The following is a 14135-nucleotide window of genomic DNA, read 5'->3' on the forward strand; positions in this document are numbered from 1 at the left end:
AAGTTCCTTCCTTTGAAGAGCAGTTAGTTAAGGCTAAATGGCGGCTCGAATAAAAATGACTTCATTACTTCCTAGAAACCTCAGCGTTATTATCCGACCAGTCCAATATCGGGATCTGGACGGAATTGAGCGCATAACTCAAGAGTCATTAGCAGCCCTTACTCCGAAGGGAGCAGGTTTTGCCATCAGCCAGATGCAAAGGCTGCGTCGCTGGTATGGATTACTCAAATTTTTAAGTTGGTTTCCTAACCCGCTACAGTATCGCCTTTGTGCTTTCGTTGCAGAGCAAGGGCGGATACTTTTAGGAATGATTCAAGTGTCACCCTTTAACCGCACACGTAGCACTTGGCGGATCGATCGAGTCTTGCTAGAGCGTGGTGTTGATAAACAAGGAATTGGTTCGCCACTTTTGCGTCATTGCTTTGAATCGATTCTGGAAGCTCGGACTTGGTTACTGGAAGTTAATATCAATGACATAGAGGCGCTGGCATTATATCGACAAAATGGATTCCAGCGTCTAGCAGAAATGACATACTGGGAAATTGGACCAGAATTACTGGCTGAATTGGCACAAGCAGAACCAGACTTGCCCAACCTCTTGCCTATAAGTAATGCTGATGCCCAGTTGCTATATCAACTAGATACGGCATCGATGCCACCTTTGGTACGTCAGGTTTTTGACCGCAATACCCGCGACTTTAAAACCAGTTTGTTTGGCGCTTTAACTGATGCAGTGAAGCAGTGGCTGACCAAAACAGAAGTAGTCAGTGGTTACGTATTTGAACCGCAACGCAAAGCTGCGATCGGCTATTTTCAGGTGCAACTCGATCGCAAGGGTGAAGTTCCCCATGCTGCAACGCTAACAGTTCATCCTGCTTACACCTGGCTTTATCCAGAATTACTATCTCAACTGGCTCGTATTGCCCAAGATTTTCCCCAGCAAGGGTTACAATTAGCCTCCTCAGACTATCAGGCAGAGCGAGAAGAATATTTGGAGCGAATTGGAGCAAAACGCATAGAACATACATTAGTGATGTCTCGCTCTGTGTGGCACAAGCTACGAGAGTCGAAATTCGTCTCCTTAGAAGGAATCCAATGGACTGATATGCTGCAAGGTTTACAACCAACTCGTAAACCTATACCAGGTGGAATGTCATGGATACAACCAGGGAAGCTGCCATCCTCAGATAAACCACTGCCAATCAAGCCAGAACCGATTAACTTTCCGGTAAAAAACCCTGGCATAGAAACATCGCCGATTACTGAATCAGCAGATGGACAGCAGGAGAATTAGTGTGATATCCCAAGAGCAACCAAAACCGTTTATTTCCGCCTTGGGACTAGATTTTGGTCGCAAGCGGATTGGTGTGGCTGGATGCGATCGCACGGGTTTAATTGCCACGGGTATCACTACAATTGAGCGCACATCTTTTGAGCAGGATGTCGAGCAAATCCGACAAATCGTTAATGAACGTGAGGTGCAAATTCTAGTTATGGGCTTACCTTATTCAATGGATGGCTCACTAGGATTTCAGGCTCGTCAAGTTCAGAAATTTACTAAAAGACTTGCTAAAGCACTAAACTTGCCTGTGGAATATATGGATGAGCGATTAACTTCATTTCAAGCAGAGCAACTGCTGATAGCTGAAAACCGCTCTCCATCACGCCATAAAGGTTTAATTGATCGCAAGGCAGCCGCTTTAATTTTGCAACAATGGCTGGATGTTAAACGTGCCAACTCTCCTAGCTCAGTCGCGGTTATTGAATATTGATACCTTTTAACATGATATTCTGAAAACGATTAGCCAGCAGTTGTATCTACGTATAAAGCTATTTGTTTGACATAACATGTCATTAACTATAGTTAAACGATTTTCAAACTTGCTGGTATTTATTAAATTTCTACATTTCGGCTATGTTTTCCTCTCCATTTCCTGAAGAAAATGATAACGCTCATGCGGGTTCCATCACTTTAACCGATGACAAAGGGCGATCGCTCGACTGTTATATAGAGCATTCCCTAGAGGTAGATGGACAAGAATACGTTTTGCTTCTTCCTGTAGACTCACCTGTAGAAATTTTTTCTTGGGAAGGTGATGGTGAGGAAGAAGAAGCGGTTCTGGTAGAAGATGACACCATCATCGAGCAAATTTTTGCTAATGCCCAAGCTGTACTATCTGAGCAGAACTTGGTACTGAAGAACACAGCCTATGCTCTGACAGTTGCAGGTGATTTACCACCAGTTGAAGAATCAGAACTCTTCACCTTAGAAATCGAAGACGAAGAGGCAGATTTAGAGCCTGAGCAATTACAGCTACTTGCTAGCTTTTATGAGGAAGATCAGGAGTATGCAATTTATACACCCCTAGATCCCCTGTTGTTTTTTGCACGGATAACAAAAACAGGTGAGCCGGAATTACTTTCTCCAGAAGAGTTTCGGAAAGTGCAACCTTTGTTAGAAGAACATCTTTTTAATGAAGTGGAATAAGATGAAAAATTCAAAATGAAAATATTGCATTTTGAATTTTTCATTGAGAATTTTCATTGTAATTAAAATCTACCTAAACCTTTTACCATGTCCCATAAAATGTGGAAGCTATGAAACATTGACACTAAATTGGGACAATTAGTATTGTTTAAAATTATGAAACAAGCATTTTGGTCGTGATTTTCAATTCCATTATCTAAATCTAAAAGTGGTATGAGGTGCTGAAAATGACTTATAGCGATTTTACATTAAGTAAATTTAAAAAGTCATTCAGCATCCGCATTGATGAAGAAACTGATTTATGTGCTGACATACAACCTTTACAGGCAAGTGAGAAACTCAAAAATTCTTTAGAAGAAACTACAGAACTGGCTTTAGCAATTAATACTGAAAAAGCTCGATCAGAAATGATTATCACTCCGATCTTGTTGGAGATAAGACGCAGAGCGAGTTATCCAATTAGCTTATTTTTGGGAACAGATTTTAATGTCGATGCAGAAAAAGGTCTAAATGGATACTGTGACTTTATCATCAGTCGTTCTAAAGAGCAGCTAACAATTAATGTGCCAGTGGTGGTTATTATTGAAGCCAAAAATAAAAATATTAAAGGTGGATTAGGTCAATGTGCAGCCGCAATGTTGGCAGCCCAATTGTTTAATCAACAAGAAGGAAATGAAATCAGAAAAATTTATGGTGCGGTAACAACAGGCGATATTTGGAAGTTTTTGAAGTTAGAACAAAACGATATATTTATTGATTTGAGTAATTATTACATCAAAGAAATAGATCAGATTTTAGGGATTTTATTTCAAAATGTTCAAGGAGAGATTCCAGGATGGAGTTCGACTAACTAAACTATATTGGGTTATGCTCATTTGTCTTAGCTATCTACATTTGACTGTTGACTATGTTCTGGAACAATCTTTTACAGCCTGATTTGATTTTAGAGGGTTCAGTATTGAACCTAACACCAGATATTATCCAAAAATACGGGCTTAAAGGGCTGGTATTGGATGTAGATGAAACTTTAGTACCCTTTACAGTCGGGATAGCTTCCCCAGAACTACAAGAGTGGGTAGAACAAATCCGTACCTGTACTGCACTGTGCTTGGTGAGTAATAACCTCAGTGAAGCGCGAATTGGTGGAATTGCGCGATCGCTCAATTTACCTTACTACTTAGGTGCAGCCAAGCCTTCCCGACGAAAAATTAGAGCCGCATTAAGGGGAATGGATCTACCAGTGCATCAAGTGGGGATGGTAGGCGATCGCTTATTTACCGATGTTTTAGCAGGTAATCGTCTGGGAATGTTTACCATTCTAGTGGAACCGATTGTTCATGCCGATGCGGCTTTGCGCTCTCATCCCGTCCGCAACTTTGAAGTTTGGATATCTGAAATTCTGGGAGCCTCTATTACACCCAAGAAAAAGAAGATTCACAAAAGTTGAAAAATCGTCAGGAAAGTAAATCTAAAGAAATGCTTAAGGAATCTTACTGGAAGCAAAAAATCGGGGATCATAAGTATTAATAACATGGGGTCAGCCAAAAAAGACCCTAACTCATACTAAGTAAATATACTTCCGTAAAGCGTCAACCTTCACTATAGAGGGATTGGCGCTTTACAATTGTTTTAGTCATTTGTCCTTTGTCATTTGTCCTACCCTGCGGGAAGCCGCAGAAGCGTCTATGTCATTCGTCAGTTACTAATGACCAATGACTAATGACCAATGACTAATAACCAATGATTAATGACTAATGACCAATGGCTAAAACAATTGTTGTCAAAATCGGCACCTCCAGCCTAACTCAACCAGAAACGGGACAATTAGCACTTTCTACCATCGCTACTTTGGCGGAAACACTCTGCCATTTAAGACGCCAAGGACATCGGGTGATTTTGGTTTCTTCTGGCGCTGTCGGCGTGGGTTGTGCGCGATTGGGTTTAACTGAACGTCCGAAAGCGATCGCACTCAAACAGGCTGTAGCAGCAGTTGGACAAGGCAGATTAATTCGGATATATGATGATTTATTTACTACCTTGCAACAGGCGATCGCTCAAGTATTACTGACACGCAGTGACTTGGTGCAGCGCAGCCGCTATCTCAACGCCTACAATACTTTTCAGGAACTATTAGGACTGGGAGTTATCCCTGTAGTCAATGAAAATGATACCGTAGTCATAGACGAACTAAAATTTGGTGATAATGACACCCTTTCGGCATTAGTTGCCAGCTTAGTAGAAGCAGATTGGCTATTTTTGCTCACTGATGTCGATCGGCTATACTCAGCCGATCCCCGTTCCGTGCCAGATGCGCGGCCGATCGCGTTAGTGAGTAGCATTAAGGAATTAACTCAATTACAAATACAAACAGGTTCCCAAGGTTCTCAGTGGGGTACTGGCGGTATGGTGACAAAGATTTCGGCTGCGAGAATTGCCATTGCTGCGGGAGTGCGTACCGTAATTACCCAAGGGCGATTTCCCCGGAATATCGAAAAAATTATTCAAGGAGAACTTATTGGGACGCATTTTGAGCCGCAACCCGAACCAACTTCGGCGCGTAAACGTTGGATAGCTTACGGACTTGTACCTGCGGGTAAATTGTATTTAGATGAAGGTGCGATCGCGGCAATTTCTTTAGGGGGAAAATCGTTATTAGCGGCTGGAATTAAGCTAGTAGAAGGAGAGTTTCGCACACAGGATGCTGTGCAATTGTGTGACAGCAATGGTAACGAAATTGCTAGAGGACTTGTGAATTACAACAGCGATGAATTGCAAAAGATTTCTGGGCGTCATTCACGAGAAATTTTCACAATTTTAGGTTATGCCGGTGCAGAAACCGTAATTCATCGGGATAATTTGGTGTTGACTTAGTAAAGTCAAGAGAATAAATTAAAGCAAAAATTGAAACTGACATGGTTATTTACACTGAAGATAAGTGTATACTATAATTTATGTCAACAACTTTATATGCTTTTAGACAAAAGTTTGAAGCTATATATACTTAGCCTACTTGTGTAAGCTAGTAACTTTATAGCGGTTTCTGATCTAGTAAGGTATGTTTTAAAAGCTACTAACCTTGCTAAAAAAGATTTATGTGTACTTAAATTGCTTAGGAAACGCTATATAAAGTTAATTTAATTAACCCGATTCATTTCAGTAGCAGATGCAGGATAATTCTGAAGTTACGTTAAATTGGTTTGAATCTTATGATGACTCCCCAGAAGAGGAATCATACACGATAAATGAGTATGAGATAACAACATCTCCTAATGATTTTAATACTCGAACAATGTATGACTTTATGGAATCTGGTGCAATTAAGATCCCGGCTTTTCAGCGTAACTATGTATGGGATATTAAACGAGCTTCAAAATTAATTGAATCTATTATTATTGGTTTACCTATTCCACAAATATTCCTGTATGAAGAGTCAAGAAATAGTTTTCTTGTGATAGATGGACAGCAACGCTTGATGTCCATTTTTTATTTTATAAAGCAAAGATTTCCTAAAAAAGATAAAAGAAATTTTCTGAGGAGAGTTTTTGAACAAAATGGTAAAATACCTGACAACGTTCTTAATGATGATGAATATTTTACGAACTTCAATCTACAGTTACCTGTAAACACACCTCTACAACCAAATAAATTAAACAAACTCAATTATTCTACACTTGCTGAATATAAATTTGCATTTGATTTAAGAACCATTAGAAATGTTTTTATTAAGCAAAACTTTCCTGAAAATGATGATTCATGTATATATGAAATATTTAATAGACTTAATTCTGGCGGTGTCAATTTAAAGCCTCAAGAAATACGAATGAGTCTTTACTATTCAGACTTTTACACAATGCTCTACAAACTGAATACTCTTCCAGAGTGGCGTAAAATCATTGGTGTGAATGAACCAGACTTGAATATGAAAGATATTGAAACCCTATTGAGAGGATTTGCAATATTGATGGAATGGGAAGGATATCAATCTTCAATGGTTAAGTTTCTTAATGACTTTTCCAGGAAATGTAAGAAATTGAGTAAAGAACAAATAAATTATCTTGAAGTTTTATTCAACTCTTTCTTACTAACCTGTTCAAATTTACCTGAAAAAGCTTTTTATTTAAAGACAACGAAGAAATTTAATATATCTATGTTTGAGGCTGTGTTTTTTGCTCAATGCAGCAGTGCATTTAAAGAACAACGCTTAGTAGAAAGAAAGATAAATCCTGAAAAGCTTGAATCGCTAAAAAATGATACAGAATTTATAACAGCTATTCAATCTCAGACAACAAGTAAAGAAAACGTAAAAAAAAGGCTTGAAAGGGCAATGAGTATTTTGTGTGAGCAAACACTATCTTAAGGTAAAATGGGAGACACTATTGTTGATCGCATATATAAAGATAACTTAGAATTACTCGAATATCTGAACCAACAAAAAGAAATATCTTTTGCTAGTCAGTTCGATGTAACTTTTAAAAAATCCCTTTTGTTGTCATCAGCAAGCTTTTTTGAGGAAGAAATTTGTAAAATCGTTCAGGCTTTTGTTGAGCGTAAGACTAGTAATGATAAGTGTATAACTTCTTTAGTTAAACGGAAAGTAATTGAAAGGCAATATCATACTTACTTTGAATGGGATGCCAAGAATGCAAATAAATTTTTTGGATTATTTGGTGATGATTTTAAAAATAAATTATTACAAAAAATAAAAAAAGAGCCTAGATTGGATGTCGCGATAAAAGCTTTTTTAGAGTTAGGCAATATAAGGAATTGTCTAGTTCATCAGAACTTTGCAAACTATACAATTGATAAGACTGCCCAAGAAGTATATGGCTTATATCAAGAGGCTATGATATTTGTGCAATGGCTATCTGATAATTTCGATAATTCCTAAATTTTGTCAACGCATTTATTTTGGATCAAGGAAGTATAAATATCCAGGTTAAAAGTTTTTTACAGTAGTGATTCAGTGATTTTTATGATCTACTTTATTCAGCCATTCTGATTTCAGCCAATCTCACAGCTCCCCACAACGGTGCATCATCCCCTAGAACCGCCGGCACAATTTCAAAATCAACTTCCGGCAAAGCCGTCTCCCGCGCCACCTGACGCACTACCCGCCAAAAATCCTCCCCCGCTTTCGTCACCCCGCCTCCCAACACAAAGCGTTGGGGATTCATCAAATTCGCCACATTCCCAATACCCACACCCAACGCCCAAGCAGCTTTGTGTAAAACTTGCTTCGCCAAACCATCTCCAGCCGCCGCCGCCTCACTTACCAACTGTCCCGTCAGCAACGTTAAATTATCCCCCACCAAACCCCTCAAAATCTCTCCATCTCTGAGTCCTTTGCGCCTCTGCGGTTCCTTTTCCAAAATTTCCTTAGCATTTTGCGCCATATAAGGCCCCGAAGCCAAACGTTCGACACATCCCCGCTTCCCACACAAACAAACTGGCCCAGCCGGATCGACAACGATATGTCCAATTTCGCCAGCCATCCCACCAGCACCCCGCCAAGGCTGGCCGTTGAGTATCCAACCACCACCCACGCCAGTGCTGACAGTAATGTAAAACAGGCTATCGTATCCCTGTCCCGCACCAAAACGGTGTTCGCCCAAAGCCGCAACGTTAGCGTCATTATCTACACCAACAGCAACGCCAAATTCCTCCTCCAACAAGGCTTTAAGAGGAATATTTTCCCATCCAGCCACATGATGAGATAGTCGCACCGTCCCAGTGGAAGCATCAACCGGGCCGCCAAAGCTAATACCGATCGCAGCAGGTTTTGTGTCTTGCAGCAGAGAGTAAATGAGCGATCGCATAATTTCCAAGTCAGTGCTAGCATCTGCACCTACTGGCGATAGACGACGTTCGTAACGCAACCACTTTCTCGAACCGATATTGACTGTTGCTGCTGCCAGCTTAGTTCCGCCAAAATCGAGAGCTAAAATTAATGTCATAGTTTTTTATACCTATAAGTGGTTTCTTTCTCAAGAAAGATGTTTGCAAGCAAAATAAATTCAACACTAAAGAAAATGGCATACTAATTTAGTAAATTATGACTTCCGATCAACCCGATCCACTTATCGATTTCTCTCAGGCCAAAGAACCTCCTAGCTCTCTTGATGTTAATACTCAAGAGGCAGATCCCATTGAACCAGAAGAAGTTAGCGGAGAGAGTAAGCAAAATCCCACTCCTGATGATTTGAATCGCGAAGATGAAGATCCCAGAATCGGGGGTAGTCAAATAATCAGTGGAAATATTTCAGCTGGATAAATAGTTACTTATTTATTTGTGAGTTGAGTACTCCATCAATAAACTGTTGTAATCGTTCATAATGTGAACCTTTCCAATAAATGCGATCGCAGTCTTGGCAACGCTGGAATTGATCGATCTGCGATCGCACCTTTTCTGGCACTTGTTCAATAATGGATTGCTTATCTACAGTTTCTAATAATCCATTGCAACGCAAACACCGTTTAAATGGTGAGATTAATTTAAACAAGTCGAAGCGTTGCAGTACTTCTAGGATTTGTTGTTCAGGGTTAGTGTTTCTCACATAATACCCATACGTTACCAAACTACGCATCAATAGACCTTTATCACGAGTCAAGAGAATCCGCGCTTGAGTATAGGATATTTGGGCTAATTTCTCGTCCTCGTAGTCATTGCGATATAAAGTATCAAAACCTAAAAGTCGTAAAGATGTCGCCAGCTTCCCCAAATGAATATCTACAACAAAGCGGATAATACTGAGTGGTTTTGGCAGAACAGAAACGCTTGGTATAATAACATTCCTAGTTGAAATTGGATAAACATTGATAATGTCTCCATCAGAAACTATGTAAGAAAAATTTACATATTCACCATTAACATTTATAGAATCCACCTCTGGATGAGGGACACCCAACGACTCAATCATGTCTTTAATAGAGGCTTTTTCCTCAAACACATGAGAGATTCTTACCTGTTTGTGATGCCGTGGTAAAAAATGATTCAATTCTGCATGAAAGTAGAAATATGCGATCGCCATAGCTAGAGATATTTGAACTAGTAAGTACGCCTTTACTAGCAACAATTTGTCACAATTGCAAAACTTTATCTATTATATTGAAACTCTCAATGCCTGTTGTAGTGGGCTATCCTGACTATGAAATACCTGTTCACCTTGATTTAAGCAATGTCCTAGAGGCAACAAACTATAAAGAAATCATAAAAATTCTTAAAAACTTGCATTTATTATTGACTTCAGTTACAGTCAAAGCAGATGCCTATCATCAAACCCTGACACTATCTTCGGGAAGTTAGATTAGGTAAAACGCTAAATACCAAATTTGTTAATGTTAATGTCAGTGACACTGCTAATAATTAGTCACTACTTTTAATTATTAACTTATCGCAGATGGAGTATGGGGAAGTAAAGCATTTACCCCTAATTTGACTTTTTTTATTTTCTCAACCTATTGAGAATTATTTGCAATATGGAGAATTCGAGAGATAAATTGAAAGCAGATAATGTGGAAGAACTCTTAAAACAGTATTGGCTTATCAAAGCGATCGCTGTTTATTAAATGTTTCCGCATCTCCCTTTAGGAATACATTTTCCAGATGAGCGGTATAGAATTATATCTTTATATGTAAAAACAGGATATGTAATTAGCTATGTAGATAATTTCAGCAAAACTTTAAACAACTAGGTTGCTGCTAGGAACATTTTTGATTGTAGTATCAGCTACATCAATATTGTAAGCAAGTTAATCGTCGGTAACTCTCCTAGTCGCTTTGCGTCTATGTACCAGGTTTATATGTACCAGGTTTAATATATTTGATTTTGCCAAAGAGACCAAATTCAGAAAAACTGAGTTTCCGGTAATGAAAATTTATTAAATACCAAATAACAATAAAACTAGATACAAAATTAACGCCACTCATACGGAAAAATATCTCTTGACACTATTTATCTTTATTGTGGAGAATTTATTAACCAGGAAGACCTCAATCGATAATGATGTTATAAAGTGGCTACCTAGTTTTAACTGGGAAATGAATATTGTTCTTTTTTATCTCCTTGAATCAAGGATATTGTAGCTAAGAACACAATTGTATTTTGTAATACCTTTTGTCCATAAAATATGCTAATGAGTACAGCCAGATGAATACTTTTTTTTGTTCTGATGATTCGCGGCAAGTAGGAGAAGATGTTATTGGTAGTGCCACCAATTATCAAACTTATATTTTAGTTGAGTGTCCTTTACCTTGGACATCAGAAGCCTTGAACTCCAAGTGGGTGCCTCAGAATTTGAGGATTTTGGTAGAAGAAGTGAAGCGTGCAAAACTGCCGATTAGATTTCTCTTAATTGCTAATGATTTATCACACAAAGTAAATCACACTACGCTTTTGATTTATCAAAAACAAGAGGGGCTAAGTAATGGATACCAGAAACAGGAGTTTCAGCTAGCAAATATTGAGCAAGTAGCAGGAGTTGTCCAAAAATGGATATGGGGTATCGATTCTAATTTGGAAGTAGAAACTAGTAAAACTAGAGATATTTTAGTTTGTACCCACGGCAGCCATGATAAGTGTTGTGCGAGATATGGCGCTCCTTTTTATTTCCAAATAACAGCTAGTAATGCTGATTTGTGCTTAGAGAATGTGCGAATTTGGAAATCATCGCACTTTGGTGGACATCGGTTTGCACCAACAGTTATAGACTTGCCAGAAGGAAGATACTATGGTCGTCTCGATCGAGATTCATTTAGATCGATTTTGACTCGTACTGGTGATATTCAATGCTTACATCAAGTCTATCGAGGCTGGGGAATTCTGCCTGCTGCACTTCAAGTTTTGGAAAGAGAGCTAATTCTCTATAAAGGATGGGATTGGTTTAATTACAAAGTTGCAGGTAAAATTCTAGAGCAAAGTTTAGATAATAATACTATTTTAGCTGAAATTAGTGTTGAACAACCTTGTGGTTCTCTCTATACTTACCAGGCTAAACTTGTGAAAGATGAAACGAAGACTCAACAACTGAAAAGTTCATGCAATGCGACACGAGAGTTAGTAGTTACTAAATATGCTGTTGGTAGTTTTTGGATTACCTCTAGTAAGGTAATGAGTTATAGTACACAGAAGTAAAGAGAGATAGTTTTTAAACGCAGAGGAACGCCAAGGGAAGCGCAGAGGAACGCAGAGTATTACTAAATTTAGTTTGCTACAAATTAATTAAATACTGTATTTAGTATAACGCTACACAAATTCGTAATAAAATCTTTGCGTCCTTCTGCATTTAAATTCCAAATCAAGATGAAGGCATATTTAAAACTTTTCGTAACAGTACTTGGTCTTCTAATTTGGCTTTTAAACGACCATTCTCGATATCTCGAATCCAGCTTTGGCTTTTACCTGTGAGTTTTGCCAATTCTCTTTGGGAGAGATTCAAGTTTTTTCGCGCTTGCAAAATCTGTTCGCCTAGCAAATCGTTTGTAGCTTTGGGTTTCTTTTTGGCTTTAGCAGTTCTTGTTTTCTTTTTTTCCGATTCTGAGATTTGCTGTTCCCATTCTGGCGGGAGTTCAAAAGCCAAAATCCGCGCATTCATTAGCAGATTCCATTTACCACGGGGGCCTGTGTCTGTGAGGCGAGTTTCAGCACCACCGTCATTAGTCCAAAATTCTAATGCTTCATCTGGATCTTCGGGAATATCGATTAATTTCGCCCACAAAGGTTGAATTTCTGGTGGGTAAGTAACTGGATCGAAAAGTGGTTTCATTCCATAGTGATTGAGAATTTCTAAATCGCTTTCAAAGGTTCGCAGCAGACGTTTACGTTCTTCCCGTTGTCTGGATGCAAGGGCGACTTTTTCCTCACCGTAAGCAATACGCAGCAGGGTAGGAATGGTGATGCGTTGTTCTTTACCCATTTTGGTTTTAAACAGCAACCACAGCATTAGTCGAACTGCGCCTTCATGTTGCTGCCAAATACTCATAACTGTGGTTAGCAGCGTTTTAGGGAGACTGCCGTATTGATAGAATGCAGTTCGTTCTTTACACGCTTGTTTGTTTAAGAAATATTGCGCCCATAAGCCTGCTTTGACTTTAAAAGTTAGTCCAATCAGATATTTGCATCCGAGATTGTCTTCTTGGAAGTGGTGCTGAATATCTACTAAGTGCCATAAACGGCTACCGACAAGAGAGAATCCGTTAATTCGGCCTTGTTGTGGCCAGTCAATGGAGATAATCAGGGAGCAAGCTTGTTGAACGATATTTTTCATTAAAGCTAGCTTGGCAGCTTTGCTTAAGTCTTTGCGTTTCTCCATCCCCAAATATTTCTCAATTTGTCGCTCATCGATCGCAAATTCTTGCTCCCAAGGTTGCTCTAAAGCTGTAGCATAAGCTGCAAAAATTAGATGTATGCAAGCGGCTCTGATGTCAAGCCCCTCAATTGCTGCGATATCTGTGGCTTTGTCGTTCACTTTCAAGGGATCTTGGATATGAAAAGCGATCGCACCTCGGCCTTGGTTAACTTGTCGGCTATAACTGATGTACCCTTCTTCATCAATTTCCCAGTGTAGGGATGTACGCTGCGCTAATACATTACAAGCTTCCCAAATTGCGATCGCTGAAGCAAATGGATTATTCTTGCCATTAGAAAATAAGTCTAAGCTGCTAGCATCTCTTGGTTCAACTTTGCATCTTCCCTTTTTCGCCTGCCAAGGAATCGGAGAATTAGTTGGACAAGCTATTACACATTGGGGTTCTGAATAATAGCCCTCACAATTATTACAAAGACCAGGATCGACCCAGTATTCATTGTCTTCTATTCTGATTGCACCCGTAGGACATTGGGGGCGGCAGTTGTCACATCCAACGCAACTGTTGTTAGGAATTGTATAAGGCATTTGGCTCTTTTCCCACTCTAATCGTTGAGATGTCTGGCTCAGGTCTCCCCTGGATGAGTCCTGTTTATTCATGACTCGCTACCACACGATATTTCTAGTGAGAATAATCTTTTCTCACCACATTCAATTCCCACATCCACTTGTTAAATTCATATTCAAATGCAAGCTATTTAAGATTTAAAAAATAGCCTTATAAAACTTCTTATTAACTATACATTTCATGAGCAAAATGATTAATTTGTTCGGATTGAGCTTAGAAAAAATCTTTACATTTATTTAATTTAGTACTTGATGAACATTTTAGTTTTGACGATAAAATCTTACACAAAATATTTTTCTTCAATCTTTGAGCCTCCTATACTTGAGCTTCCTCTGATTTGTTAATAATTTTAATATTTAAAGCACGATCGGATTCTGCCATCAACTTTACAGTTCCTTTATAAATTATTTTTGTGTATTCAGATGAAATGAAAATATTCCTTTTGTCATCATTTATTTAAATATTTAAATCAAATAAAATTGAAAATTGTTGCTTTCTAAAATACATATTGCATATATCAAAATGTCAATAATGAACATTTATTTTGGTATAGCTGTATACTGTTTATATAAATTTATTTGCCCAAGCCTATAAATATTTGAAAAAAAATATCATTATTCTTAGAGCTACAATCGCATTTGCTGTAAATAAAAGTTAAATCGGCAGGTATAAATCACATATACATGAGGCTTTACTTATCTGTATAGGTTTCAAATC

General features: G+C 38.6%; 14 protein-coding genes. 11 read left to right on the plus strand and 3 right to left on the minus strand.

Annotated features, from left to right (window positions below):
• Positions 1 to 37: 37 nt before the first annotated feature.
• The 8 genes from RM368_RS14715 to RM368_RS14750 all read left to right on the plus strand — a co-directional run bounded on the left by RM368_RS14715 (position 38) and on the right by RM368_RS14750 (position 7376).
• Positions 38 to 1294: a GNAT family N-acetyltransferase gene (locus RM368_RS14715; RefSeq protein ID WP_322694732.1), complete on the plus strand. Its 1257-nt coding sequence runs from the start codon at positions 38 to 40 to the stop codon at positions 1292 to 1294.
• The gene (ruvX, locus tag RM368_RS14720) at positions 1275 to 1772 is read left to right on the plus strand and encodes a Holliday junction resolvase RuvX (RefSeq protein WP_322694733.1); all 498 of its coding nucleotides are present in this window, start codon (positions 1275 to 1277) and stop codon (positions 1770 to 1772) included. The genes RM368_RS14715 and ruvX overlap by 20 nt, the downstream gene beginning before the upstream one ends.
• A gap of 143 nt (positions 1773 to 1915) precedes the next feature.
• Positions 1916 to 2488 (plus strand): DUF3727 domain-containing protein, encoded by a 573-nt coding sequence (locus tag RM368_RS14725; protein WP_322682818.1) that lies wholly within the window; start codon positions 1916 to 1918, stop codon positions 2486 to 2488.
• Between the two features lie 227 nt (positions 2489 to 2715).
• On the plus strand, positions 2716 to 3342 hold the full coding sequence (locus tag RM368_RS14730) for a hypothetical protein (RefSeq protein WP_322694734.1): 627 nt from the start codon (positions 2716 to 2718) through the stop codon (positions 3340 to 3342).
• A gap of 53 nt (positions 3343 to 3395) precedes the next feature.
• Positions 3396 to 3935, plus strand: coding sequence for a YqeG family HAD IIIA-type phosphatase (locus RM368_RS14735; RefSeq protein WP_322675426.1), 540 nt, complete (start codon positions 3396 to 3398; stop codon positions 3933 to 3935).
• A gap of 314 nt (positions 3936 to 4249) precedes the next feature.
• On the plus strand, positions 4250 to 5359 hold the full coding sequence (gene proB / locus RM368_RS14740) for a glutamate 5-kinase (protein WP_322694735.1): 1110 nt from the start codon (positions 4250 to 4252) through the stop codon (positions 5357 to 5359).
• Positions 5360 to 5651: 292 nt separating this feature from the next.
• Positions 5652 to 6845, plus strand: coding sequence for a DUF262 domain-containing protein (locus RM368_RS14745; protein WP_322694736.1), 1194 nt, complete (start codon positions 5652 to 5654; stop codon positions 6843 to 6845).
• A gap of 6 nt (positions 6846 to 6851) precedes the next feature.
• Positions 6852 to 7376 (plus strand): HEPN domain-containing protein, encoded by a 525-nt coding sequence (locus RM368_RS14750; protein WP_322694737.1) that lies wholly within the window; start codon positions 6852 to 6854, stop codon positions 7374 to 7376.
• Between the two features lie 94 nt (positions 7377 to 7470).
• Here RM368_RS14750 and RM368_RS14755 read toward each other — a convergent pair whose 3' ends face one another.
• The gene (locus RM368_RS14755) at positions 7471 to 8442 is read right to left on the minus strand and encodes an ROK family protein (RefSeq protein ID WP_322694738.1); all 972 of its coding nucleotides are present in this window, start codon (positions 8440 to 8442) and stop codon (positions 7471 to 7473) included.
• Positions 8443 to 8540: 98 nt separating this feature from the next.
• Here RM368_RS14755 and RM368_RS14760 point away from each other — a divergent pair, with 98 nt between their 5' ends.
• Positions 8541 to 8759 (plus strand): hypothetical protein, encoded by a 219-nt coding sequence (locus RM368_RS14760; RefSeq protein WP_322694739.1) that lies wholly within the window; start codon positions 8541 to 8543, stop codon positions 8757 to 8759.
• Between the two features lie 4 nt (positions 8760 to 8763).
• Here the strand turns inward: RM368_RS14760 and RM368_RS14765 are convergent, their stop codons facing one another.
• The gene (locus RM368_RS14765; protein ID WP_322694783.1) at positions 8764 to 9516 is read right to left on the minus strand and encodes a Mut7-C RNAse domain-containing protein; all 753 of its coding nucleotides are present in this window, start codon (positions 9514 to 9516) and stop codon (positions 8764 to 8766) included.
• Positions 9517 to 9605: 89 nt separating this feature from the next.
• Between RM368_RS14765 and RM368_RS14770 the strand changes: the two genes are divergently transcribed.
• On the plus strand, positions 9606 to 9791 hold the full coding sequence (locus RM368_RS14770; RefSeq protein WP_322694740.1) for a hypothetical protein: 186 nt from the start codon (positions 9606 to 9608) through the stop codon (positions 9789 to 9791).
• A gap of 844 nt (positions 9792 to 10635) precedes the next feature.
• On the plus strand, positions 10636 to 11619 hold the full coding sequence (locus tag RM368_RS14775; RefSeq protein WP_322694741.1) for a sucrase ferredoxin: 984 nt from the start codon (positions 10636 to 10638) through the stop codon (positions 11617 to 11619).
• Positions 11620 to 11782: 163 nt separating this feature from the next.
• Here RM368_RS14775 and RM368_RS14780 read toward each other — a convergent pair whose 3' ends face one another.
• Positions 11783 to 13378, minus strand: a complete 1596-nt coding sequence (locus RM368_RS14780; RefSeq protein WP_322694742.1) for a helix-turn-helix domain-containing protein — start codon at positions 13376 to 13378, stop codon at positions 11783 to 11785.
• Positions 13379 to 14135: the final 757 nt, after the last annotated feature.

Source organism: Nostoc sp. DedSLP03, assembly GCF_034530815.1.
Classification (GTDB): Bacteria; Cyanobacteriota; Cyanobacteriia; order Cyanobacteriales; family Nostocaceae; genus Nostoc.